Raw genomic sequence first — 22,254 nt, 5'->3', positions numbered from 1 at the left:
AGCTATGATTTTGGCACCAAATGATAATTCTACACAAGGATGAGTTGGTAACAATGCTGACGGTTTTTAACTGAGAACAGAAATAAAATGAATAAGATAAAAAAAGCCCGCCTGGGGCTGCTGGCTACTGCGATTTCTTTCGCCATAACCGGTTGCTTCAGCAGTAACGAAAGCAGCGAATCATCTTCATATCGTCATGTTTCTTCACCGGACTGGCGTGATCAAATAGTCTATTTCCTAATGATAGACCGTTTTAATGATGGGGATCCGTCCAACAATGACCAAGGAACCGGTGAATTTGATCCCACCAGTGATAAGAGGTTTAGTGGGGGAGATATCAGTGGTGTCCGTGAGAAGTTGGATTACATATCTGAACTTGGGGCCACGGCTGTATGGATGACACCTCCAGTGGCTAATCAATGGTGGGATCCAGCCCAGAACTACGGGGGTTATCATGGCTATTGGGCTCGTGATATGCAGAAGATCGATGAGCACTTCGGAGATTTGGCGACCTATCAGGCTCTTGCAGAGGATCTGCATAAGCGAGGGATGTATCTAATCCAAGACATAGTAGTCAATCATGTTGGCAACTTTTTCACATACTCAGGAACTTATGATCCATCTAAACCTTGTGAGGGCTTCGAGCTGATACCTGGGGCATTAGCTGCGGGGCAATCGCTACCATCGCCTTTGGCGCTTAATGACTGTAATTCTTCTGAGGCACAGCAGGCTGCTATATATCACTGGACTCCCCAGATCATCGATCACAATGAGCAGGAACAACAGCTGACTTACCAGCTTTCTGACCTTGATGATCTCAATACATCTACCCCTGCAGTTCGTGATTACCTCAAGCAAAGTTATCGCTACTGGATTGACAAGGTAGGGGTAGATGCTTTTCGAGTTGATACTGTCAAATTTGTTGAGCATGATTTTTATCATGATTTCTTTCACGCTCAGGATGGCATCTTGAATCAAGCCAAAGAAACAGGCCGTGATGATTTTCTAAGCTTGGGTGAGATTTTTGAGAGCTCTAGCCCTTACAAGACCGAGGGGGAGGAAAAGTTGATCTCCTATCTTGGTACAAAAGAGAAGCCAGAGCTAGAATCACTGCTCAACTTTCCGTTACAAGCGACCATGACTCAGGTATTTGCTGGTGGCCGTCCTACTGCGGAGCTAGGTTTTCGGCTGCGTAAAATGATGGAAATGTATCCCAACCCCTATCGTCTTGGTAATTTTATCGAGAATCACGATATGGCTCGCTTCCTCGCTCAGGGCAATTTGGACGACTTAAAACAAGCACTATTCACTATGTTAACTCTCCCTGGTATTCCCGTACTTTATCAGGGAACCGAGCAAGCTTTTAGCGCTCACCGTGATGCCATGTTTGAGGGGGGATATCGAGAAGATGGCCGTCAAATCGATTCGTTCAACCCTGATTCTGACATGTATCGATTTATTCAGACTCTGACAAATCTACGTAAACAGAACAAGGTTTTATCCAGAGGTGACCTAAGCATATTAGCTGAGGAGAAAAGCGGAGCGGGTGCATTTGCGTACCGTCGTCATATGGAAGGAAGCGATTTACTCGTTATCCTTAACACAGCTCCCGACCAGATTCTTCTCAACAAAATGAGCACAGGGCTGCCTGCTGGCACACGTCTACGTATCCTAAGTGCTCTCAATGTGTCTGAACAACATGAAATTGTGATCGCTGAAGATGGAACTTTGACTCAAGCCTTGCCTCCCAAGTCTGCTGTTATGGTCATTGCCGATGGGACAGCCGCAGTTCCTCCTCAGGAGCATGTTATGACATTGACTACGCCGCTTGAGGGGAGTGTGCTGAATGCCGATTTATCTTTGAACGGGACAGGTACACCTGGGACTCAACTCCAGCTAGTAATTGATGGGCAGTTAGATACTGCGTCGCGTGTCACAGTTGATGAAGCTGGGCAGTGGCAAGGGCAGCTGAGTGTTCGTCATTTCCAAGTGGGTGAGCAAAGTCACCGTTTGGCGCTTTTTGAGGAGCGAACAGGTAACTCGACCGCCGATATCCATTTCAAGAGCCTTCTCAGCTTCCCTTCAGTACCTAGTCAGACACTGGATGACAGTGGTGATGCCATGGATGGAAACGGTGGTCCAAACGGGGGATATGCTTTACCTGGTGATGCTAGCTATGAAAAAGCCGCACCGCAGATGGCGATCGAGAAGGCGAGTGTTTACCAGGTTGGTAGCAATGTTCGTCTAAGCCTGCAGATGGCTAGTGTGACGGATACCTGGTTGCCTACACTGGGCTTCGATCATGTTGGTTTCAGTATTTTCATCCATCTTCCTGGTCTCAAAGATGGCTTGCAAGTATTACCGAAGCTAAATGCCACCATGCCAGATGGACAAACTTGGGAACGACAATTGTTGGTGTTCGGTTGGCAGAATAGTCTCTATAGCAGCAAGGGAGCGACTGCCACTCGTTATGGTGATGCTGTGACGCCTGCACCGACTATCATGGTTGACAAGGCATCTCGCACTATAAACTTGGATTTTCCCAGTGCTTCGTTGGGGCGGCCTGATTCCCTAGATGGTATTGCATTCTATGTAACAACGTGGGATTTGGATGGTCTATCAAGTACTTATCGTCCCTTGCAGCCAACATTTGGTCTTTGGAATTTTTCGGGCGGAACTGAGCAAGACCCTTTGATTTGGGATGAGCTTCCTGTACTTCGTCTGCAAGAGTGACATCTATTTAGAAAACTGAACAGGTGCCAGCAAATGAGCTGGCACCGATTTAACCCTGAGTTCTGACTCCACAGTTTTGGTTGATTACTAGCTTGTTCACTTACGGCGGTTGTCGATTTCTTTGGCTACCCCTTTGAATGGCTCCCCACCTTGTTTCTGCTCGATAAACTTGCCGCTATCCGTATCGCGTTTCGTCCAGTTCCCATTAACCGGGTTCTGAACTTGGGTACGGTCGTTGACGGAACCTTGTCGATAGCCTTTGCCTGTGTTCGTAGCCATATGTAACCTCGGGTTTAAGTGAGACCCAAAGCTGCCGTTAGATTTCATTTTGCCCAATATTGGGTTGATTGTTGAGCTATTGAGGGAGGGGATGGGGCCTGTAATGAGGTGCTTGCAGTGTACGGGAGAGGGCGAGTAGGATTGGCCTGTTTGTTACCAATTTAAGCATGTCCACTTGATGTGGATGACCGTACTTCCGGCGGATTCTCGCTTGTTGAGGTTTCAGAACACTGTGATGGCAATCAGTTCCATCCCTAAGTGCCTGATTTATTTGGGCTCGCATTGATAACCCGTCGACCTGGTCAGGACCGGAAGGTAGCAGCCAAGGCGGGGGACTCGAGTGCCGGGATGTGGCTGGTAGGGCCACCACTTGTTTCTGCCATTCAATAAGTTACAGCTAATTTCCCCCTTCAGACCTCTTGGTAATCCACTTTGTGTGGACGACGAGGAGCTCATCGATGAATCTCTGGCTCAGTCCCCACGGCATCTGGTATTACCGGCAAGTCACCACGCTCCCCTGTGGTCGTCGTAAAGAGATCAATAAATCCCTGCGTCCCCGAGACAAGCAGACGGCCCGTGCAGCTGTTGTGAAACTGCGTGCGTTCGAGACCCAAGCCCATTCAGTTGCCTGCAGACGTCAATGTTGCCCCACATGAGCAATCAGTAGCCCGGAATCAGGGGGGCGATTATTGCTTGGTGACACGCAGGGTGGCGTTGTATTTGAGCCGCCCATGGGAAATATGTCTGTTTATCTCGCTCAGTAGCGTCTCTTTATTGATGGGCTTGGTGATATACCCGTTCATGCCATGGGAAAGATAGTATTGCTTGGATTCCGGCATCGCATCCGCCGTCAGGGCGATGATGGGGATATCTGCCCAAGGCATCTGGGAGGTGCGGATCCGGGTGGTGGCCACCAGGCCATCCATCACTGGCATCTGGACATCCATCAACACCAGATCAAATTCGGTGTGCCCCAGTTTCTCCAGCGCCTCTTCTCCCTGAACGGCCAATGTGACCTGATGGCCCACGGAGTCGAGCATGGCGCCGATCACCTTGCGGTTGGTGGCATTGTCATCAACCAGCAAGATGCGATAGCTCTCCTGATCCAGCGGCTTGGACGGCAGGCAAACAATCGAGGGGGTCGTGGCTCTGGCGGGCCAGATGTAGGTAAAAGTACTGCCATGTCCCTCGCTGCTCTCTACCGAGATATCGCCACCCATCAGGCGTGCGAGGTTACGTGATATTTCAAGACCCAGGCCCGATCCGCCATATTGGCGGGTGATCGAGACATCTGCCTGGGCGAAACGTTGAAACAGGTTTTTCAGCTGACTTTTGCTCATGCCGATCCCGGTGTCCTGGATCGAGATGCGTATCGAGTGGCGATCCTGCTCCAACAGGGTGCTATCAACATGGATCTTTACTTCCCCCTGATGGGTGAACTTGATGGCATTGCTCACCAGATTGAAGAGGATCTGGCGCACTCTCAGCGGGTCGATCATCAACCACTCCGGCGTATCGGGGGCAACAGTCAGGGTCAGCTTGATCCCTTTTGCATCGCAGTTGCTCTGCATCAGGGCCCGGATATCCTCCAGCAGCTGGGGCAAGTGATGGGGGGCCAGTTGCAGCTCGATCTTGCCCTCTTCCAGCTTGGATACATCCAGAATGTCGTTGAGCAGACCGAGCAGATGGTTTGCCGATTCGCGTGCCGTCTCCAGATAGTCTCGCTCCCTCGGGTCCATATCCCGGTCGGCCAGCAGTGAGAGCATGCCGAGAATGCCATTCATGGGGGTGCGAATTTCATGGCTCATGTTGGCCAAAAAGCTGCTTTTGGCTCTTGTGCCGGCCTCTGCCGCCTGATTTGCCCGCAGCAGTTTGTCATTGAGCTGCTGCATCAGTTTGTGCTGCAGAAACGAGATATTCATTTGCCGCCAGATCAGCAGGGCGAGCACAAAGAGCAGCGCAAATTGCAGGGTTGCGATGAGTGTCGTCGTGATGATCTGCTCCCTCACGCTGTCGCGGCGTGCCACATCAAACAGGGTTGCCTGCTGGTTCACCTCCAGAGTCAGCTGATGGAGCAGGGGAAGCAGGGAGGCGAGCTGTTGGCGCAGCTCCTGATGGGCAAGATTGTCCAGCGGCTTGGTGGCTTCCGGGCCGAGCCAGATATCCGCCAGAGAGATGTAGGAGCGAATGGCTTTGCTTGCCTGCTGGTAGATCTCTGTTTGCTGAAGCAGGCTGCGATCCTTGCTCTCCAGCACCAGATCCATGCGGCTGACCAGAATATCGTATCTGAGCTGGAAGGTCGGTTGCGACTCATGGAGCAGCGAGCTTTGAAAACGCAGCGCTTCGTTATAGAGCTGGAAATAGTTCCACATCACGTTGTCTTCGCCCTGACTGGTACTGCGCTGCAGATCCTGAAATTGCCGGTACTGGATGGTACCAATACCGGCAAAGGCTAGGAGCAACACACAAAGCACCACAAACAAGAAACGTTGACTGGCCGCCATGGAACGCATGATGGGATCTACTCCACTTTTATCGCACTGATCTGCCAGATAGCCCGACCGTAATAGAGCTTGTTTTGCAGTTCGGGATATTGATCGAACGGATAGACAAGGAACAGCGGCCCTTTGTCACGCACCGACAGTGGCTTGCCATTGATCGTGCGGGCGAGGATGACCCGATACTGCTCGGCATCGCTTGTCGGCACCTGTACCGAGTAGTCATTGAGCGCGGTAATGGTGAGCTGTTTGCCGGTTGCCCCGACCTTGGCCAATACATCTTGCAGCAGCGGGCCGCGAAAGGTCTTGGCTTCGTCATACCAAGGGGTATGGGTTTTGATTTCGTGTACCGGCAGTTGATCCAGCATAGCGCTGTCCCACAGGGCCAGAGCCTGATGAGTGGGGCTGCTGATGGCGCCTTCAACCTTCAACACGGCGCTGTCAGGGGAGGGGGCTGCGTATGCGGTGCCGCAAAGGGCTGCTAGTAGTGGTGCGATGTAAAGGCCTGCTTTCATGATCTCTCCTTCCTGGAAAATGGCGGCATGGGGGCCGAGCCAACGGTGGCTTGTGAACTGTGTCCAAGGGCAAGCAATAATCGGGCCCGGTCTAATGGGCTTGAATTATCAGTCATTTAGCCTGTTATCGGGCGATCTCGGCCAAGGTGAATTGCAGTTTGCAATGAGTGGGGGAGGTTAATTGCAATTTGGCAATCAAAACGAGGAGTGGGTGTCGGCGAATAAGGCGCAAAGAGTATCATTTGGGGAACAAGTGCCGTGGCACTGCCCGGCATAACATTTGCAGCGTGCTGAATGCCGTGACAGCAAATAGTCTGAGAATCGACAAGGAGCTAGCGATGGAAAGCATGACTTACACCCTTAATGATATCCAGGTAGTGGTACTGGAAAATGAGTTTGACGCGATGGCCGTCAGTGAGCTCCGCCCGTTGTTTGAAACCCTCTCGACCCACCCGGGAGATATCCTGGCCGATATCAGCGATGTTCATTTTATCGACTCGTCGGGGATCGGAGCCTTGGTATTTCTCTATAAAAGATTGATTATGAACGGGCATCAGATGGCCCTTGTCTGTGGACCCGGTCAACCTCATGACCTGCTGGAGATGTTGCATATCGACCGGGTGATCCCCTGCCATGAGAGCATCAAGGCCTATATGCGTTCACGTGGCATGATGGCCGCTGCATCATGAAACGCTTTGGTATCCTGCTCTCGTCCATTCTGCTGTCGGGTTGCGCGCAGTGGCCGCCGGAGGGATATGGCGGCATGGCCGAGGCAAGACCCACCCGTATTCCGGTCAATGAGGATGAACGGCGGGTCTGGTCTCGTTATGATGAGCGTCAGAAGGAACTCGACTTGCAGCTGACGGAATTAAAGCAAGCGAGTCTGCAGGGGTGTATGCCTGCCGAGTTGAAACGACTACAATCTCAACGTATTGATATCGAACGGGATATGCACGGACGGCTCTGGTCGGATGTAGCCTGGCGTCAGACCGTGTTGGCACAATCACTACAACAAGTACGTTTGCGGCTGCAACAGACAACAGCGGATGGCTGTCGTGCTGATTGGTCAGGGCTCCCCTTACGCCAATGGGGGCAGACGTAACAGACGAAAAGGATGTCTATGAAACGGGGCGCTCTCGAAGGATTGATCTGTGTTCTCTTGCTGTTGTTCACCTGCCCGTTACTGGCCTCCACCTTGTTGGCTCCCGGTGATCGGTTGGCCATAGTGCAACCCGGTGAGCCTGCTTTTGATCAGCCTTTCCAGATCAACAAGCAGGGGGAGATTGCACTGCCTGAAGTTGGAAACGTCGTGGTGGGGGGGAAGACCCTGCAACAGGCGGATGAGCTGATCCGCACCGCCCTCAAACCTGTTTACAACAACCTCTCTCAATTGACCGTCACCTTGCTGGAGAAGCGGCTGCTGATCAGCGTGATGGGCTATGTCAAAAAACCCGGCAGTTATGATCTGGCGCCCGATGGCAACGTGCAGATGGCCCTCGATGCCGCTGGCGGGTTGGTGCCCGGTGCCCAGCTCAACAACATGCAGGTGCGGCGCGGCAGCACGGTATCTAGCTTCGACTACAAGCGTTATCTCGATACCGGCGATGCCAGCGTGTTGCCGCCATTGCAATCCCTCGATGTGGTGTTCGTACCCGCCTCTCCGCTGATCGGCAACGTGCAAATAGATTTTGATGCGGCAACCCTGGCGGCAGGCGGGGATGGCGATACCGGCAAGGCGATCAAGGTGTTTGGCGAGGTCAACAGCCCGGGCGCTTTCAGTTTCAAGAGCGGCAACTCCATCGTGGATCTGCTGATGCGAGCCGGTGGGGTGACCCGTTTTGCCGGGGTGGAGCGGATCCGGGTGATCAATGGTGATGCCCCCGAGCTGTTCGATCTCAAAGCCTATCTCGACTCCGGCAACAACAAGCTGCTGCCCAATCTGGCGCCGGGCGCCACCATCTTCGTGCCCAAGGATGAAGAGCAGATAAAACGGGGGGCACGCACCATCTACATCATGGGCGAGGTGTTCAAACCCGGCGCCTATGAGGGGCGGGAAGGGGACTCCTTCCTCGATATTCTGGCCAATGCCGGTGGCCCGACCCGCTATGCCGAGAGTCGCCAGATCCGTTTGCTGCGCACCGATGGCACGATCGAACCCATCGACTTGCAGGCCTATACCGAAGGGATGCAAAAGGCGCTGCCCCAAGTCAAACCCGGTGACGCCATCTTTGTGCCGGAAAAAACCGATATCAACGAGAAGTCCTGGTTGAAAGTGGCACCCGGGCGGGCGGTGATGGTGATGGGGGCGGTGCGGATCCCGGGCCGCTATGAATGGTCTGACGAAATGTCGCTGCTGGATCTGATCGCCCACGCCGGTGGCCCCAACGAGCGGGCCGATATCGCCAAGGTGCAGATCCTGACCGCCGAAGGGGGGCAGGCCACGCCGACCCTGTTTGATCTCGACAAGTTTCTCCATCAGGGGGGGGCGCTCGCCAGCCTGCCAAAGATCCGGGCCGGATTCACCATCATGATCCCCGAGCTGCCCACCGATCCCAGTGACAACAAGTCCCAGTGGGTGCGCCAGTCACCGGACAGTTCCATCTATATCTTCGGTCAGGTCGGGGCCCCCGGTCGCTATGCCTTCAATGAGCAGATGGGCTTTATCGACATCCTGTCGGCTGCCGATGGTCCGACTGCGGCGGCGGATCTGCGCAATGTGCGCATCGCCCATCGCAGTGGCAGCACCGCGCGGGTCAGCAAGCTCGACCTTGCCCTCTACTTTGAAACCGGCGATGAAACCTTGCTGCCCAAGGTGCTGCCCGGCGACTCCATCTACCTGCCGGAGAAGAATCGCCCCTGGCTCGACGAGCCGAAGGAGAACACCATTCGGGTGCTGGGGGCGATCGCCCGCCCCGGTCGCTACCGTTTTGACTCCTCCATGACCCTGCTGGATCTGCTGGCCGAGGCGGGGGGCCCGACCAGCAGCGCCTATATCAAGAAGATTGTGGTGATCAACATGGCTACCAGTGGTCAGGGGGATCAGGCCCGCAGCTTCGATCTCGACGGCTTTGCCAAAGAGCCCGACTTTAGCCAGTTACCGGTGCTGCGCGCAGGGGACACCGTCTTTATCCCTGATAGCAAAAGCAGCAACTGGGCCATTTTCATGGATGGCATGCGCGACATTCTGACCACGATCTCGGTGGTGGCCCTGGTCGGGACGCTTTGATATGAGCATCCCCATTCAATATCTGGAGCTCGAATCCCTCTACGCGGCGACGGTCGCCCGGGGGATCCGCTCGCTGGCGGTCACCTCGTCGGAAGGGGGAGAGGGGGTGAGCTCCATCTGCGATGCGCTGGCAAGGCGCTCGGAGGCGGATGGGCTGCGCACCCTGCTGGTGGATCTCAATCTCTATCACCCCGGCCGCGCCACGGCGGTTGCCTGGGGTCCCAATGATGTGCCCGAGCCTGTGGCCACTGGCCGCTCCTTGTCCTTGCTCCCGGCGCCGGGCAAGGATCTGATGGCTTTTCGCAACAAGGATACCTTGCGCCAATTGCTGGTTCGTTGGCTGGAGCATTACGATGTGGTGATCTTCGATACCTCGCCGCTCACCGCCCTCAATCGGGGCAATATTCCGGCCGATCAGGTGTGTGGGGCCTGTGAAGGGGCACTGCTGGTGGTGCTGGCGGGAGTGACCCCGACGACCGTGGTACAAAGTGCGGTGGATAAACTGACCCGTGCCGAGGCCAATCTGATTGGCGCAGTCTATAACGACAAACTCAACCCGGGGCTGGCCAGCGAGATCCTGCGCGAGCTCAACCGGCTGCCCAGCAACCGGGTGACCGAATGGCTCAAGCGCTGGTGCCGGCGCAGTGCCTTGCTCAATTTCCGGATCTGATCGCCCGCTGATGGAGGCCCGATATGGATGACTGGTTGCGATCTGCTCCGGCAACCCTGCAGTCGGTGCGCGAACTGCGCAACCGGCTGGCGCAGGGACTCTCCCTGTTTCAGGTCTCCCCAAAGGATCAAGCCAACTGGCTGCTCTGTTTCAGTGAGCTGGCCACCAATAGCGTCAAACACACAGCGCCTCCCGCGACCCGGCTCTGGCTCACTCTGAAAGAGGATGAAACGGGCTTGAGTTTGATACTGGAGGATGATGGCGGCCCGCAACCCGGTCTTGCCAGCGCGCCGTTACCCGATGAGCTGCAGGAGGGGGGATACGGGCTGGCGCTGGTGCACCAGCTGTTTGCCGAGGTGCACTTCTCTCGCGACAATGATCGCAATCGCGTGACCCTTCGCCAGCAGGGCCCGGTCAACCAGCTGCCGGTGATCGCGGTGATCGACGATGACAAGGTGATGCGTGCCCTGCTCACCGCCTATCTCCATGAGCACTACCGGGTTGAAAGTTATGCCGACTCCCATGCCGCCCTGCTGGCGCTTGGAAAGCAGCCCCCCGCGCTGGTGCTCTCCGATATCGAGATGGAGGGGATCGATGGCTTTGGGCTGCGCCAGCAGTTGATGAAGGATCCCAAGATGAAGGGGGTGTCCTTTATCTTCCTGACCGGTCATCAGGATCAGTGGACCCAGAGTCGGGCGGGGGCGCTGGGGATCGATGACTTTCTGGTCAAGCCCATCACCAAGCAGGACCTGTTGCTGGCGGTTTCGCGGGTGCTGCAACGCTCGGAGCAGCTCAAGTCGCAATGGGGCGAACAGCTGGATCAGCGCATGACCTCGGCGCTGCGCCCGTTATTGCCCGCCACCTCCATAGGGGGATACCAGCTGGCGTTGCAAACCCGCGCGGCCACCGTGGGGGGCGGGGACTTTCTGCTGGTCAAGGATCGGGTGCTGTGGCTCGGGGATGTGATGGGCCACGATGCGGAAGCCAAGTTCTTTGCCCATGCCTATGCCGGTTATCTGCGCGGTTTGCTGACGGCGCACGATCTGGAGCGCGCCCCCGCCCGTTTGCTGACCATCTTGTCCAATGCGGTTCACAGTGATCCGCTCCTTGGTGCTACCCTGCTCACCACCCTCTGTATTGAGCTCGGCAACGAGGGGCGGGTGCAGTGGGCCAGCGCGGGCCACCCGGCGCCCTGGCTGGTTGGGCCCGGCACCATCCGTCAGGTCGGCGTGACCGGCCCCTTGCCTGGTTTGCGCCCGGATCCCCACTTCGTGACCAATGAGCGTCAGCTCAAGCCCGGCGAGATCCTGCTGTTCTGGACCGACGGCCTGCTCGATAGCCGTGATGCCGCAGAGCGCCAGCGCTGGGAGTCGCAGCTCAAGGCGATCTGCCTGACTTCGGGGCCCGGTCTTGAGCAACTGGCTCATCGCATCGCCCGCTGGTTTGATGAGCGCGTCAATGATGCCGCCCTCGATGACATGACCCTCCTGCTGGTCGCCTGTCCCGGCACCTGATCCAGCCCCTCTTTGCCTGACTGGCCCGCTCTATGCAGCGCCTCATTTCAGGTGGCATGGAGCCACGGGAGGAGGTGCCTATGTTACCCATGCAGCAGATCTGGCTGGCCATCGATGCGCGTCAGGTCGGTGGAATAGAAGTTCACATTATCCACTTGGCCAACGATCTGCTGGCCAGGGGATTTCGCCCCACCATAGTGCTGGTGAGCAACCACGGTATGACCCCCTTTACGACCCTGCTCAAACAACAGGGCTTGCCCTACGAGGTGTGCCAAAACAGCCGCGATTTTATGCGCCGTCTGGCCCGCCAGCCAGCCTCTGTGCTGATCCATACCCACGGCTACAAGGCCGGGGTGCTGGGGCGGCTGACAGCCTGGTTCACCGGTAAATCGGTGGTCTCGACTTTTCACAGCGGGGATGACGGGGAGGGATTGCTGAAGTTTTACAGCTGGCTGGATCGCACCACAGCGCGTTTTGCGAAGTGTATTGCAGTAAGCGAGCCCATCGCTCGCAAATTGCCTGTGCCAAGCACGGTGATCAGCAACTTTGTCCCCATGCCTGCGACGTCGGCAGCGGTAACTGGCAACCGGATTGCCTTTGTCGGCCGCCTCTCGCCGGAAAAGGGGCCGGAGGCGTTCTGCCAGCTGGCCGCCTTCTGCCCGGATGGGGCGTTTCATCTCTACGGGGATGGCCCCATGAAAAGTGCCTTGTTGCAGCAGTATGGTGATCGCGTCCAGCTTCATGGTTTCCAGAACATGGCCAATGAGTGGCACAACATCGACCTGCTCTGCATCACCTCCCGCTTTGAAGGGTTGCCGCTGGTGGCCCTGGAGGCGATGGCTCACGGTATACCGGTTTGTACCTTTGCGGTGGGGGGCCTGGTCAATCTGATCGACCATAAATCCAATGGCTGGCTGGTGGAGCCCGGCCATGTGCGGGATATGGCGGAGCTGGTCAATTACTGGCTGCGCAGCGATGGGGTGGTGCGCAGCAAAATGAGTCAGGCGGCCCGCAACACCATAGCCCGCGGGTACAGCGTGAGCAACAGAGTGACCGATATTCTGGCTGTCTACGGCGCCTGAATCCCCAAGGGGAAACCCGCCAAAAACGAGTGGCCGCTGGCTACTCGTTTTTTTATGTGCCGGTGTTAGGGGGAGCAGGGGGCGGATTGCTTCTGTGATCACAATTGATGTGCCACAAAGATGCGCCATAAAAAAGGCCATTGCAGTGACAATGGCCTGATGGGCGTTGAGATGTGATTGAGGTTGGTGCGGCGGGATTAGCGCCCCTTCTTGCCAACCATGATGGCGATCGTCTTGCCGATGATATGCACATCCTGCACCAGCCAGCGCCAGGGGTGGAGCAGGGCGACCGAGTAGGCCAGGTCGAACGCCAACTTGCTGCGCACATCATCGAGCGACTCGTCGTAACCCTGATTGACCTGCGCCAGACCGGTAATGCCGGGGGCCACTTCATAGGTGCGTTCGATAAAGTACGGCACCGCATCTTCCAGCCGGTTGGCGATCCCGGGTCGCTCCGGGCGGGGGCCGATCAGCGACATCTCCCCTTTGAGCACATTGATAAACTGCGGCAGCTCATCGAGCCGGGTTTTGCGCAGAAAGTCGCCGCTGCGGGTGATCCGGCTGTCCCCCTTGCCACACCAGACCGGCCCGGTAGCCGCCTCGGCGTCGGCGCGCATGGTGCGAAACTTGATCATGAAAAAGAGCTCGGTATGGGTGGCGTGGCTGCGCCCGATCCGCAGCTGACGAAAGAACACAGGCCCCGGGCTATCGAGCCGGATGGCCAGCATGATCAGCGGCCACAGTGGCAGCGTCAGCAGCAGGCCAAGAGCGGCGCCGAGCAGATCCATGCTGCGTTTGACCACCAGGGTCAATCTTGGAATGGGGTGTGTCATACGGCTTTCTCCTGTGACATGAAACGTATGGGGGCGCGCAGGCAGTAGCGCAGGGTGCCCATGCCGTTGTACCAGTGTCCGAGTACCAGATAGTGGATCTTGCGAAACAGATTGGGCCAGGGGTGCACAGGGGTCAGCTGGATCAGGATGACCAGCAGATACCCCAGCAGTTGCAGCCCCAGCAGCAACTGAAACAGCAGGGATTGGGTGGCCAGCGGGATGGCGCAGAGCCACAGCAGGGTCAGGCAGAGCGGCATCAACACCCGCAGCCCCTTGCCACTGGCAAAGTTGAAGGCAACCCAGCCGAACTTGGGGTGCAGCAGGGGCAGCAACCGCAGCAGCTGCTGGGTGTTGCCGGCCCCGATCCGCTTGCGCCGTGTCGCCTCCAGCGCGGCATCCGAAATTTCCAGCTCCAGTGCGGCGCAGCGATTGTCATAGACAGCGCGATACCCCTTGGCGATGGCCTGCATCGGCAAGATGAAATCGTCGTTGATGGTATCGGCAGCCAGCGGGGTGAGGCACTCCCGGCGCATCATGTAAAAGGCCCCGTGAGCCCCCAGCATGCCGCCAAGGGCCGACTCGCAGAGTTTGATCTGGCTTTGATAGTGCCAGTAACTCTCCTCGCCCTGAGAGCCCGGTTGCCAGAAGCGGTATGCTTCCCCGACCACCCCTACCTTGGGATCGGCAAAATGGGCGACCGCCAGCAGCAGGCTGTCGATGGGCAGCAGGGCCGAGACATCGGTGAGGGCCACCAGATCGCTGTGCACCCGGGTCATGGCCTCGTTGAGCACGGCGACCTTGCCGCGATTGCGGGGGTGATCAAACAGCCTGATCTGCAACTGCTGCAGGGCGGGATCACCGAGCTGACTTAGCGCTATGGGGTAACTGTTGTCGCTGCAGCCGTCGAAATGCACATGCACCCACAGCTTGTCGGCGGGGTAATCGAGGCTGGCGAGGTTTTGCAGCTTGGCCGCGATGGTCGCCGCCTCGTTGTAGACCGGCATCAGCAAAGTGATGGTCGGCAGCGCCTCATCGGCGGCCTCTGCTTTGAATCCCCGATCCAGAGGGCGGGGCGGATTGGCTACCTTGCGTGCCTGCCGACCACCGAATTTGAGCAGCAGGGGATAGCCGACATGGTGGTAGACCACCAGTACAGCACACAGCCAGAACACGATCATGATCCATTCCATGGGATGCTCCTCTGGTCATCGGGTCGCTTGATCAGCGGCTGTAAAGCTGCTGATAGGCCTGAGCCATCCGGCTCAAGCTGCTTTGCTGGCACACAAACTCACGGGTGACGGCACGCAGGCTATGGCACTGCAGCAACCCTTGTGCCAGAAGCTGGGCAAGGCGGCCGGGATCCCGCTCCGACAGGATATGGCCGCTGGCCTGACAGACGATCTCTCTTGCCGCCCCCACGTCGCTCATCACCACCGGCACCCCGCACGCCTGTGCTTCCAGCACGCAAAGCGGCATCCCCTCCGCCAGTGAGGGGAGGCAGAAGAGATCCAGCCCCTGATAGAAGCGCGGCATGTTTTCGACCAGCCCCAGAAAATGGACCCGATGGGCGATCCCCAGCTGCTGACACTGTTGTTGCAACGCATTTTGCAAACTGCCGACCCCTGCCAACGCAAGATGCACCTCCTGCGGCAGGGCGCGGATCGCCTCCAGTAGCAAGGTGTGACCCTTGACCGACTCAAGGCGGGCGGCGCAGCCAATCAGTTTGACCCCTTGCGGCAATCCCATCTCCTGACGGGCGAGGGCGGCGGCGCCCGGGGCAAAGCGCTGCTCATCGATGCCGTTGGGGATCACGGTTGGCGACAGCTGGCCCAGCTTGGCCAGCAGCTGGTTGGCCACCGGCGTGGCATCGGCCACCAGAATGGGTTTGAAGGCGCGCAGCCCCCACAGGGCCAGCGTGCGCTGATGGGGATCATCGAGATACCAGGCATCGTGCTCTGTGTGTACCAGGGTGGGCACCCAGGCCAGCCGACTGGCCAGACCGCCATAGAGCATGGGCCCCAGATGGTGGGTATGTACCGCGGCGGGCTTGAGTTGGCGCAGCAGCCGAGTGAGCCGCCAGAGGGTTGCCAGCGACCAGCCCGCGGGCTTTTCCAGACAGTGAATATTGCCAGCAAAGGGATGCAGGGCGGGCCACGCCCTTAGCACATCCCCTTTGCGCCCTTCGAGGGAGATGATATGCACCGGTTGATCGGCAGGGCTTGCCTGAGTGAGGTTGAGCACCATGGTCTCCAGCCCGCCGGGGTGCAGGTGCTGCACGATTTGTACGACAGGTTGCATGACAGGCTGAACGATAGGCTGGGCGCTGGCGCCCCTGTGGGGATGGGCTCTGTGCGACGGGGTTGATGACAACATGGTTCGCGCTCCGGCAAGGGAAGGGGTGACACCCCGGATAGCGGGAGAATGCGAATCTTGTACCACTCTTGCGATCTGCCCACAGAGGCGATCATCTCCTCTGGTGGCACTGCCTTTGCATCGTGCGGGGGGAGGGCTTTTCTCAGGGAGTGATGCCATGCCTGTCCAGTTCTATTACAACCTCTACATCATTCTCTTTGCCGCCTGGCGCCGTCGTTATCTGCTGGTGATCCCGGTGCTGGTGATGCCGCTGGTGGGCGTGACGGTCGGCCTGCTCACCCCCAAGGAGTATGAGAGCCGCACCACCTTTATGGTGCCGCAAGATGCCAACCAGACCCCGACCCTCAAGGATCTGATCACTCAGGAGAGCCTGAAAGATCGCTTTGCGGTGCTCGAAGCCCTGCTGCGCAGCCGTTATGTGCTGGACGGGGTAGCGCGGGATCGTGGCCTGGTCAATGACGAGACCCCCCCAGCTCAGCGCGATGCCATCATGGACTGGCTCTCGAGTGCCGTCTCGCTGCGGCTGATCGGCGATGAGGTGATCGAGATAAAGGTAAAAGCGGATTCGGCGGCCAACAGCGCCGGTTTGCTCGAAGCCATTTCACGGCGCTTTTTCTTCAACCTGCTCAGCAAGGGGCGCCAGTCGGCGGAATCGTCCGAACGTTTCTTGCAAAGCCAGCTCGACAGCCGCCGCAGCGAACTGCAAGAGGCCGAGCAGCTGCTCGCCGACTTCAAACGGGAGCATGCCAGCGCCTTACCCCAGCAGCAGAGTACCAACGTCGCCCGTCTTTATGGTTTGCAGGAGCGCTATGCCGAGAGCCTGATCACCTTGCAGCAGGCCAAGGCCCGGGTAGATCAGCTATCGCTGGGGCAGGAGAGCCAGCTGGCCCGCCAACTGGATGAGAAGCTGCAACTGATGCGCACCGAGCTGGTGTTGCTGCGAGCCCGCTACAGCGACGAGCATAGCAAGGTGCAGAGTCTGCGCTATCAGATTGATCAGTTGCAGCAGGAGTTCGAGCAGCTCAAATCCCAACCGGATATGGCCCGCGGGCCCGAGTGGCAACTGGCCCAGACGCAGCTGACGGAGGCGGAGCAAAACGCCGCCGGCCTGAAGAACCAGCTCGATGGGCTGGACAAGGTGGTCGACTCCCAGGGCGATACCGAGCGCCAGCTCGCCGAGCTGGAACGGGATCTGGCGGTCAAGCGCACCCTCTATCAGGATTTGCTGCTGCGCTATGAAAAGGCCAAGGTGACCGGCGATCTGGGCAACTTCGAGCAGGGAGAGCGGATCAAGGTGATCGACAAACCCTTTGCCCCCAGCAAGCCGAGCAACTACCCGCTCTGGCTGTTTCTGTTGGCAGGCATTGTTGGCGGGCTGGGGCTCGGCTGCGGTCTGGCACTGGTGGCCGAATTGGCGGATGCCAGCCTGCGCCGCTCCGATCAACTGGCCGCCCTGGTCAAGGCGCCGGTGCTAAGCCGCATTCCCTACTGCGAGCCGGTGCCGGACTATCCATCCCACAGTGATCAGGCGCTCGATGGGCAGGTGCTGCCCTTGTCACCAGAACCGGGTTGATTGCCACAAAAGCTGGCTATCAGCCGGAATCTGAATATTTCTGATTAGGCCTCTTAATGAGGCCTTTTTTATATCATGCAAATAGCGGAGTAAACATCGCGGCAAGCCCCATAAAAGAGGAGATAGACTTCATTTTCTGTTTGCGTTTCTTGACGGTGGTTTTACCCAGTGGTACAAGTGGAGCCGACTCAAATCTATTGATAATGGACTCATAAATTAGTCGCTGGTTGGTAATACAGTGATTTTAATATTATCTATTGGTTGTGATGACGAGTGGTAGAGCGGAGTTAGATGGAAGGCGTTACTAACACATTAATAGCGCTTTCCATCTAATTACTGTTATGTGAATTATTGGAATCCTACGTAAGAGATTGAAATATGATTTCTGAAGACAACTGGCAAGATCACTATTGGAACTATCTGGCTCGCCTCGAAGTCAGTGCAATCGACCGAAGTTTTGAAGACTTAAAGCCTTGGGATTCTTTAGCTGAAGATTGTATGAACTTAGCTATTAAAGCTCCATTTCTCAAAGGTAAAAACTCAGGTTCAAAATCCATCAAACTTTCTGCTGCATTTTTGAAGCGTACCATGAGTGATTTTAGAGGTGCGTGGTTATTGATTAATTGGGGTTATCCTTACCAAGCTGCATGTGTCGCTGCTTCGCTTTATGAAAATGCACTTGTTGTTAATTGCCTTGTTGAGTGTCAAGACTTGGCTGATGAAGTTCTACTTAACAAGAATGGTGATGTTCCTTGGGGGGCTCAAAAACTTTGCAAAATGGCAGCATACAAAGATTTATACGGGAGCGTTCCGGATGAATTTCCAAATAATGATGAATTTAATACGGCTTGGAAAATGTGTTATCACAACTACAAGCTATTGTGCAAAATGAAGCACCCTACGTTACAACAGGTAGCAGATGAGACAAGGTCTGCCTTGAATCATAAAGGAGAGTTTGCAGTTATCCCATTACCGGACACTCGTAACGAAAGCCTCGCTTTGAAGCATATGTTGATGATTATCTGTATTTCCAAGCTGTTCTCTGCCACCAAATGTTTTGCAAAGGCTGTCGATTGTGCTTCTGATGATCCTGAATATGAGCAATTTTACAGTGAAGCACTAAAAGTGTACTCAAATTTAAAAAGATGTATCGGTGAAAGTAAAATTAAGAATATTTCGATCAAAGCATATGGGTTTAAATTCACATAACAAACTGTTTAAGAGTGGTGAAATTACATGTCAATATGGCAATAACGTCACGACCGGAGCCAGTTCGAGAGTAAGTGTTTTTGGGGAGGGGCGAAGTGGCAACCTGGGAGGGTTTTGATGAGTTTAATAGAAATATTGTAAAAAGACCGCGAACGTCCGATTACGCTTCGCTAATCGAACCTACAGCCCTTGCTTCCGGAAAATATCGAATGCTGCAAGGCAGCTTATTTTAAACGTGAGGATCGATGAATCAACCCATGGCGCTCACTGATGGTTACACGTTTTGCATCGCAGGCACCGGTACGGAATACCGCTTGTGCGCTCCCTATCTGCTCCCCGAAGCGGTAGACCCAATAGCTATGCTGGCAGTTGCCAATCAGTCCCTCGCCCTGCATCCCTATGCTGCATTATCACAAGATGCTTCAAAAGCTCGGAGCGCTGCCGCCTTTATGTTGCTATGTGTGGGACGAGCCGCTCAGGCAGAAGCCATTCTCCGAGAGGTGATCTCCGCGCAGATGGTTTCAGAGGACGATGTTGCTCGCGTTAGCTCAGAACTACGCCTGGTGCAGGTTTTGCAGCGGCTCGACCGTTTGGACGAAGCTGTCAGCTTGGCCTCCCAAGTAGTTGAACGGTTGCAACCAAACTCCCTTATGCTGCATTTCGCATTGCATCATCTTGGCAAGGCTCTCGTACAGACCGGCGCCTATGATAACGCTCGCGCCGTGCTCTCAGAGGCGCTCTCTCTACGCCGGGCTCTTGGCAAGAGTGAACTTATTGCATCCACTCAGGAGGCGTTATCGTTGTTGCCCTCAGAAGAACAAGCGGCGCAGCATCCATATGGTCAGACTTGGCATATTGGTCAATCGGGCTAATTTCGTCAGGGCGACTAGCCTTTTCGCGCTGTATTCAGGTCATCACCGCCACAAAAAAATCAGGGAGCTATAGCTCCCTAATCGCGACACACGGGGTGATAAATCAGCCGATGGCGGGGGTCTGTTGCCAGTTGGCTTGCAGCAGGCGTCCTTGGTTACGGCGCTGATAGCGCCAGGCCAGCAGTAGCGGCATACCGAGCAGCAGCTGGGCGGCCAGCGGGATCTCCTCTATGGGGGCGGCCAGTGCACCTTCCGGAATAATGCCCCCCTCAATTTCGGCAGCCAGTTTGAGCTCCAGCGCATTGCCAAAGTCGGCAAAGGTGGTGGCATTGATGACAAATGCATCCTGACCGCCCGCCACGTTCTCCACATACCACTCTTGCAGCACCCCATCGGCATAGTCCTGACCTATGGTGATGCCGTTGATGGTATCGATGCCGGAGGCGAGCAGTTGATCCCGCACGGTGGCGGTATCCAGCCCTGCGTTCTGGATCCCGTCACCCGACACATCCATCACCTGGCGGGCGGCGGTGAAGTTGTTGGTATCAAACTGCTGGGCACCAAAGGCCATGGCCGAACCGGGGGCCGTCATCCCCGCATAGGGGCGAACCAGGGCATCCAGGGTGGCGGCGAAGTTGTTGATGGAGGTCATGTCGTAGAGGTGGAACCAGTCGGTCATCACGCTCTGCTGGTTGCTGCTGCTCCACATGATCATCTGTACGGCGATGGACCCGAGTTTGCCGCCACTGGTGTCGAGGATGGCGCTTTGTACATCCTGACTGTAAAAGGCGTCCACATACCCCTGTAATTGCAGATTGAATTCCGATGAACTGACGCTGCCCGACACATCCATCAGCAGTTGCAGTTCGGTATCGACTTCGGTCAAGGCGTATGCGGGGGAGGTTACCAACAACATCCCCAGCAGCCCTGCCAACGGTTTGAGTTTCATTGCTCACTCCTTCTCCCTGGCGCTAGTGCCAGCAGGGGGAATGAATAAAGCGTGCCAGCTTTGGCGAATCCTCTGACTTGGCTTGATCCGGGTGAGGTTGGGCAGGCATGGAACTTGCGAGAACTTGCGTCAGCGGTCAAAAGCGCTGATAACCGGCAGGAGTTGCGATGGAGATCCGTCCCTGGCAGTGGGCACCCAACTGGCTGCTACTTGGTTTGGCCAATCAGTGGGGCATGGTGTGGCTCAATATGGGTCACTTCAACCTGCTGGTGGTGTTGCTGATTGCTATCTGGTGGCAAATTGCATTGCGGGTTGCACCGAGCTGGCGCCCGCATCCACTGGCGCTCGCCCTCTTTATCCTGCTGATCCTGATCCCCAGCGCCAGTTGCAAGGCGCTGGCCTGTCTGCAGTTGGTGGCCTCGCTATGGCGCCGTCATCAGAGTGGCGATGAGCGGGCGGTGTTGCAGATTGTGCTCGCCTTTACCGTGGCGGTGTTGTGGGGGCAGCAGGTGTTTGCCCTGCTCTCTGGCCCTGTGCTGGCCCTCGATGCCTGGGGGGTAGGCCAGTGGTTGCAGCTGCTGGGCTGGGAGACTCGCCTTGATGGCAATCGCATCGAGCGGTTGGGGGGCCATGCCCTGATTGTGCTCAAGGGGTGCTCCTCGTTTTCTCAACTCTATCTGGTGGTGCTCTCCTGGCTGGTCTCCTGCTGCTGGCTGGCGCCGGATCGGCCCCTCTACCGGCAGTGGCCCATGTTGCTGCTGGTTTGCCTGCTCTATATCGGGGCCAATCAGCTGCGGCTGGTGCTGATGAGCCTGGATCTGCGCTGGTATGGCTGGCTGCATACCGGCTCGCTGGCCCAGCTCTACCAGTGGGCCATCATGCTGCTGGTGATGACCATTCTCTTTATCCGGGGGCGCCGTGATACGTCTATCTAGGGGATATCTACGGTTGGTGGCGTTATCAGAGCCGGGTGGTCAATATGATGCTGCTGGTGATGACCATCCTGTTTCTAAGGGGGCGCCATGATGCGTCTATCTAGGGGATATCTGTTGCTGTTGCTGGTGGCGCTGCTCAGTGCTGCCGCCATGGGCTGGCGTTATCAGAACCGGGCAGTTAACGAGGGAGCCAAGCCGATGCTGCGGGAGCTGGTCCAGATGGGCTGGCGCTTGCGGGTGGCTACGCCGGTATTGGGCGGCACCTATGTCAGCTATCAGCTGGCCCATCCCCGCTGTGATGGTCTGCTGCAGGCCATGCTGGTGGCGCCGGATAGCGAGGCGATGTCAGTGACGCTGGCGGGTGAAGGGATGAGTCAGGGGGTGATGTTTTTAGGCGAGCTGCACCAGAGTCCGCCGCTGATCTCGTACCGTCTGACCCAGGGTTGGCGCAAATTGTGGGGGCTGGCACCTTATCCCCTCTATCGGGTGGCCTTGCCGACTTCTTGCGTTGACATTATTGCGCCGCCGCTGGGGTGACCGACCCCGATTCACCGTTTGGCAGAATGCGGATCAGCAAGGTATTGGGGGCCAGCATGGGGTCATAGCGGGGCTCCAGTTCAATGGCGCGAGCTCCCAGCAAGCGGGTGAGGGCTGTCAGTCGCACGCTCGCCATCCGCGCACTCTCCAGCATGTCGGTTTGCAGCCCGGGGCCGCTTACCAGCGCAATTCGGGCCGGATCCTTGCGTCCTAAAAACTGATGCAGCAGCTGCTCCTGATCCGCTGGCAGTTGTGTCTCCGCTTGCTGGTACTGCAGTTGCAGCTGGGGCTGTTCGGCCATTTGCTGTTCCCGCAACTGGTTGAGGATTGGCAGGGTCTCATTGACCGGCTCCTGACGGGCGCAACCGGTGAGGATCAGCAGCGGCAACATAAGGGGCAACAGGCGGCGTAGGGCGCTGTCTTTGGCTGTGGAGCGGGGAGTCTGGTTGGCCATAC

20 protein-coding genes and 1 other RNA gene are annotated in these 22,254 nt (G+C 56.7%); 13 read left to right on the top strand and 8 right to left on the bottom strand.

Features of this window, described 5'->3' with window-relative positions:
• Positions 1 to 87 precede the first annotated feature (87 nt).
• The gene (locus G5195_RS03345; protein ID WP_421235845.1) at positions 88 to 2,733 is read left to right on the top strand and encodes an alpha-amylase family glycosyl hydrolase; all 2,646 of its coding nucleotides are present in this window, start codon (positions 88 to 90) and stop codon (positions 2,731 to 2,733) included.
• A gap of 96 nt (positions 2,734 to 2,829) precedes the next feature.
• Here G5195_RS03345 and G5195_RS03340 read toward each other — a convergent pair whose 3' ends face one another.
• A complete protein-coding gene (locus tag G5195_RS03340; protein ID WP_216962410.1) occupies positions 2,830 to 3,012 on the bottom strand; it encodes a hypothetical protein in 183 nt (60 codons plus the stop codon).
• Positions 3,013 to 3,281: 269 nt separating this feature from the next.
• Between G5195_RS03340 and ffs the strand changes: the two genes are divergently transcribed.
• Positions 3,282 to 3,375: signal recognition particle sRNA small type (gene ffs, locus G5195_RS03335), an RNA gene on the top strand.
• A 323-nt stretch (positions 3,376 to 3,698) separates the two neighbouring features.
• On the opposite strand, the gene G5195_RS03330 is transcribed toward ffs, so the two are convergent.
• On the bottom strand, positions 3,699 to 5,525 hold the full coding sequence (locus G5195_RS03330) for an ATP-binding protein (RefSeq protein ID WP_139731413.1): 1,827 nt from the start codon (positions 5,523 to 5,525) through the stop codon (positions 3,699 to 3,701).
• 8 nt (positions 5,526 to 5,533) lie between these two features.
• Entirely contained in the window at positions 5,534 to 6,025 is a 492-nt protein-coding gene (locus tag G5195_RS03325; RefSeq protein WP_005351410.1) for a molybdopterin-dependent oxidoreductase, read from the bottom strand.
• 338 nt (positions 6,026 to 6,363) lie between these two features.
• On the opposite strand from G5195_RS03325, the gene G5195_RS03320 reads away from it, so the two are divergent.
• From G5195_RS03320 to G5195_RS03295, 6 genes are all read left to right on the top strand, one after another.
• Positions 6,364 to 6,714, top strand: coding sequence for an STAS domain-containing protein (locus G5195_RS03320; protein WP_005333409.1), 351 nt, complete (start codon positions 6,364 to 6,366; stop codon positions 6,712 to 6,714).
• Positions 6,711 to 7,127 (top strand): hypothetical protein, encoded by a 417-nt coding sequence (locus tag G5195_RS03315; protein WP_005351415.1) that lies wholly within the window; start codon positions 6,711 to 6,713, stop codon positions 7,125 to 7,127. The genes G5195_RS03320 and G5195_RS03315 overlap by 4 nt, the downstream gene beginning before the upstream one ends.
• A gap of 18 nt (positions 7,128 to 7,145) precedes the next feature.
• Positions 7,146 to 9,251 carry an SLBB domain-containing protein gene (locus G5195_RS03310; protein WP_005360128.1) on the top strand — a complete coding sequence of 702 codons (2,106 nt, stop codon included), beginning with the start codon at positions 7,146 to 7,148 and terminating at the stop codon, positions 9,249 to 9,251.
• Between the two features lies 1 nt (position 9,252).
• Positions 9,253 to 9,921: a tyrosine-protein kinase family protein gene (locus tag G5195_RS03305; RefSeq protein ID WP_005360129.1), complete on the top strand. Its 669-nt coding sequence runs from the start codon at positions 9,253 to 9,255 to the stop codon at positions 9,919 to 9,921.
• Between the two features lie 23 nt (positions 9,922 to 9,944).
• Positions 9,945 to 11,435, top strand: a complete 1,491-nt coding sequence (locus tag G5195_RS03300) for a SpoIIE family protein phosphatase (RefSeq protein WP_421235844.1) — start codon at positions 9,945 to 9,947, stop codon at positions 11,433 to 11,435.
• 80 nt (positions 11,436 to 11,515) lie between these two features.
• The gene (locus G5195_RS03295) at positions 11,516 to 12,517 is read left to right on the top strand and encodes a glycosyltransferase family 4 protein (RefSeq protein ID WP_421235843.1); all 1,002 of its coding nucleotides are present in this window, start codon (positions 11,516 to 11,518) and stop codon (positions 12,515 to 12,517) included.
• A gap of 197 nt (positions 12,518 to 12,714) precedes the next feature.
• Here G5195_RS03295 and G5195_RS03290 read toward each other — a convergent pair whose 3' ends face one another.
• The 3 genes from G5195_RS03290 to G5195_RS03280 are packed head-to-tail and all read right to left on the bottom strand — an operon-like array spanning position 12,715 to position 15,723.
• Positions 12,715 to 13,350, bottom strand: a complete 636-nt coding sequence (locus G5195_RS03290) for a sugar transferase (RefSeq protein WP_421235842.1) — start codon at positions 13,348 to 13,350, stop codon at positions 12,715 to 12,717.
• Complete coding sequence (locus G5195_RS03285; RefSeq protein WP_216978652.1) at positions 13,347 to 14,540, bottom strand: glycosyltransferase family 2 protein; 1,194 nt, start codon at positions 14,538 to 14,540, stop codon at positions 13,347 to 13,349. The genes G5195_RS03290 and G5195_RS03285 overlap by 4 nt, the downstream gene beginning before the upstream one ends.
• A gap of 31 nt (positions 14,541 to 14,571) precedes the next feature.
• Positions 14,572 to 15,723, bottom strand: coding sequence for a glycosyltransferase (locus G5195_RS03280; RefSeq protein WP_216978653.1), 1,152 nt, complete (start codon positions 15,721 to 15,723; stop codon positions 14,572 to 14,574).
• A 157-nt stretch (positions 15,724 to 15,880) separates the two neighbouring features.
• On the opposite strand from G5195_RS03280, the gene G5195_RS03275 reads away from it, so the two are divergent.
• From G5195_RS03275 to G5195_RS03265, 3 genes are all read left to right on the top strand, one after another.
• Complete coding sequence (locus G5195_RS03275; RefSeq protein WP_368194806.1) at positions 15,881 to 17,296, top strand: GumC family protein; 1,416 nt, start codon at positions 15,881 to 15,883, stop codon at positions 17,294 to 17,296.
• 378 nt (positions 17,297 to 17,674) lie between these two features.
• The gene (locus G5195_RS03270) at positions 17,675 to 18,505 is read left to right on the top strand and encodes a hypothetical protein (protein ID WP_421235841.1); all 831 of its coding nucleotides are present in this window, start codon (positions 17,675 to 17,677) and stop codon (positions 18,503 to 18,505) included.
• A gap of 245 nt (positions 18,506 to 18,750) precedes the next feature.
• Complete coding sequence (locus tag G5195_RS03265) at positions 18,751 to 19,377, top strand: hypothetical protein (protein ID WP_421235840.1); 627 nt, start codon at positions 18,751 to 18,753, stop codon at positions 19,375 to 19,377.
• A gap of 103 nt (positions 19,378 to 19,480) precedes the next feature.
• Here G5195_RS03265 and G5195_RS03260 read toward each other — a convergent pair whose 3' ends face one another.
• Positions 19,481 to 20,326, bottom strand: coding sequence for a DUF1194 domain-containing protein (locus G5195_RS03260; protein WP_421235839.1), 846 nt, complete (start codon positions 20,324 to 20,326; stop codon positions 19,481 to 19,483).
• Positions 20,327 to 20,493: 167 nt separating this feature from the next.
• On the opposite strand from G5195_RS03260, the gene G5195_RS03255 reads away from it, so the two are divergent.
• Together G5195_RS03255 and G5195_RS03250 are read left to right on the top strand one after the other, a co-directional pair.
• A complete protein-coding gene (locus G5195_RS03255) occupies positions 20,494 to 21,261 on the top strand; it encodes a hypothetical protein (protein ID WP_421235838.1) in 768 nt (255 codons plus the stop codon).
• Positions 21,262 to 21,351: 90 nt separating this feature from the next.
• On the top strand, positions 21,352 to 21,798 hold the full coding sequence (locus G5195_RS03250) for a hypothetical protein (protein WP_421235857.1): 447 nt from the start codon (positions 21,352 to 21,354) through the stop codon (positions 21,796 to 21,798).
• Here the strand turns inward: G5195_RS03250 and G5195_RS03245 are convergent.
• A complete protein-coding gene (locus tag G5195_RS03245; RefSeq protein ID WP_421235837.1) occupies positions 21,776 to 22,252 on the bottom strand; it encodes a hypothetical protein in 477 nt (158 codons plus the stop codon). The genes G5195_RS03250 and G5195_RS03245 overlap by 23 nt on opposite strands.
• Positions 22,253 to 22,254 lie beyond the last annotated feature (2 nt).

This window comes from Aeromonas sp. 601039, assembly GCF_049174415.1.
Taxonomy (GTDB): Bacteria; Pseudomonadota; Gammaproteobacteria; order Enterobacterales; family Aeromonadaceae; genus Aeromonas; species Aeromonas veronii_A.
This window is presented reverse-complemented; position numbering and strand designations above follow the sequence as displayed.

Bases quoted from the DNA above. Each gene is read 5' to 3' on its own strand.
- G5195_RS03275 (WP_368194806.1), top strand. From the start codon at position 15,881: ATGCCTGTCCAGTTCTATTACAACCTCTACATCATTCTCTTTGCCGCC.
- G5195_RS03260 (WP_421235839.1), bottom strand. From the start codon at position 20,326: ATGAAACTCAAACCGTTGGCAGGGCTGCTGGGGATGTTGTTGGTAACC.
- G5195_RS03295 (WP_421235843.1), top strand. From the start codon at position 11,516: ATGTTACCCATGCAGCAGATCTGGCTGGCCATCGATGCGCGTCAGGTC.
- G5195_RS03270 (WP_421235841.1), top strand. From the start codon at position 17,675: ATGATTTCTGAAGACAACTGGCAAGATCACTATTGGAACTATCTGGCT.
- G5195_RS03315 (WP_005351415.1), top strand. From the start codon at position 6,711: ATGAAACGCTTTGGTATCCTGCTCTCGTCCATTCTGCTGTCGGGTTGC.
- G5195_RS03300 (WP_421235844.1), top strand. From the start codon at position 9,945: ATGGATGACTGGTTGCGATCTGCTCCGGCAACCCTGCAGTCGGTGCGC.
- G5195_RS03320 (WP_005333409.1), top strand. From the start codon at position 6,364: ATGGAAAGCATGACTTACACCCTTAATGATATCCAGGTAGTGGTACTG.
- G5195_RS03280 (WP_216978653.1), bottom strand. From the start codon at position 15,723: ATGTTGTCATCAACCCCGTCGCACAGAGCCCATCCCCACAGGGGCGCC.
- G5195_RS03305 (WP_005360129.1), top strand. From the start codon at position 9,253: ATGAGCATCCCCATTCAATATCTGGAGCTCGAATCCCTCTACGCGGCG.
- G5195_RS03255 (WP_421235838.1), top strand. From the start codon at position 20,494: ATGGAGATCCGTCCCTGGCAGTGGGCACCCAACTGGCTGCTACTTGGT.
- G5195_RS03245 (WP_421235837.1), bottom strand. From the start codon at position 22,252: ATGGCCAACCAGACTCCCCGCTCCACAGCCAAAGACAGCGCCCTACGC.
- G5195_RS03250 (WP_421235857.1), top strand. From the start codon at position 21,352: ATGCGTCTATCTAGGGGATATCTGTTGCTGTTGCTGGTGGCGCTGCTC.
- G5195_RS03345 (WP_421235845.1), top strand. From the start codon at position 88: ATGAATAAGATAAAAAAAGCCCGCCTGGGGCTGCTGGCTACTGCGATT.
- G5195_RS03290 (WP_421235842.1), bottom strand. From the start codon at position 13,350: ATGACACACCCCATTCCAAGATTGACCCTGGTGGTCAAACGCAGCATG.
- G5195_RS03285 (WP_216978652.1), bottom strand. From the start codon at position 14,540: ATGGAATGGATCATGATCGTGTTCTGGCTGTGTGCTGTACTGGTGGTC.
- G5195_RS03265 (WP_421235840.1), top strand. From the start codon at position 18,751: ATGAATCAACCCATGGCGCTCACTGATGGTTACACGTTTTGCATCGCA.
- G5195_RS03310 (WP_005360128.1), top strand. From the start codon at position 7,146: ATGAAACGGGGCGCTCTCGAAGGATTGATCTGTGTTCTCTTGCTGTTG.
- G5195_RS03325 (WP_005351410.1), bottom strand. From the start codon at position 6,025: ATGAAAGCAGGCCTTTACATCGCACCACTACTAGCAGCCCTTTGCGGC.
- G5195_RS03340 (WP_216962410.1), bottom strand. From the start codon at position 3,012: ATGGCTACGAACACAGGCAAAGGCTATCGACAAGGTTCCGTCAACGAC.
- G5195_RS03330 (WP_139731413.1), bottom strand. From the start codon at position 5,525: ATGCGTTCCATGGCGGCCAGTCAACGTTTCTTGTTTGTGGTGCTTTGT.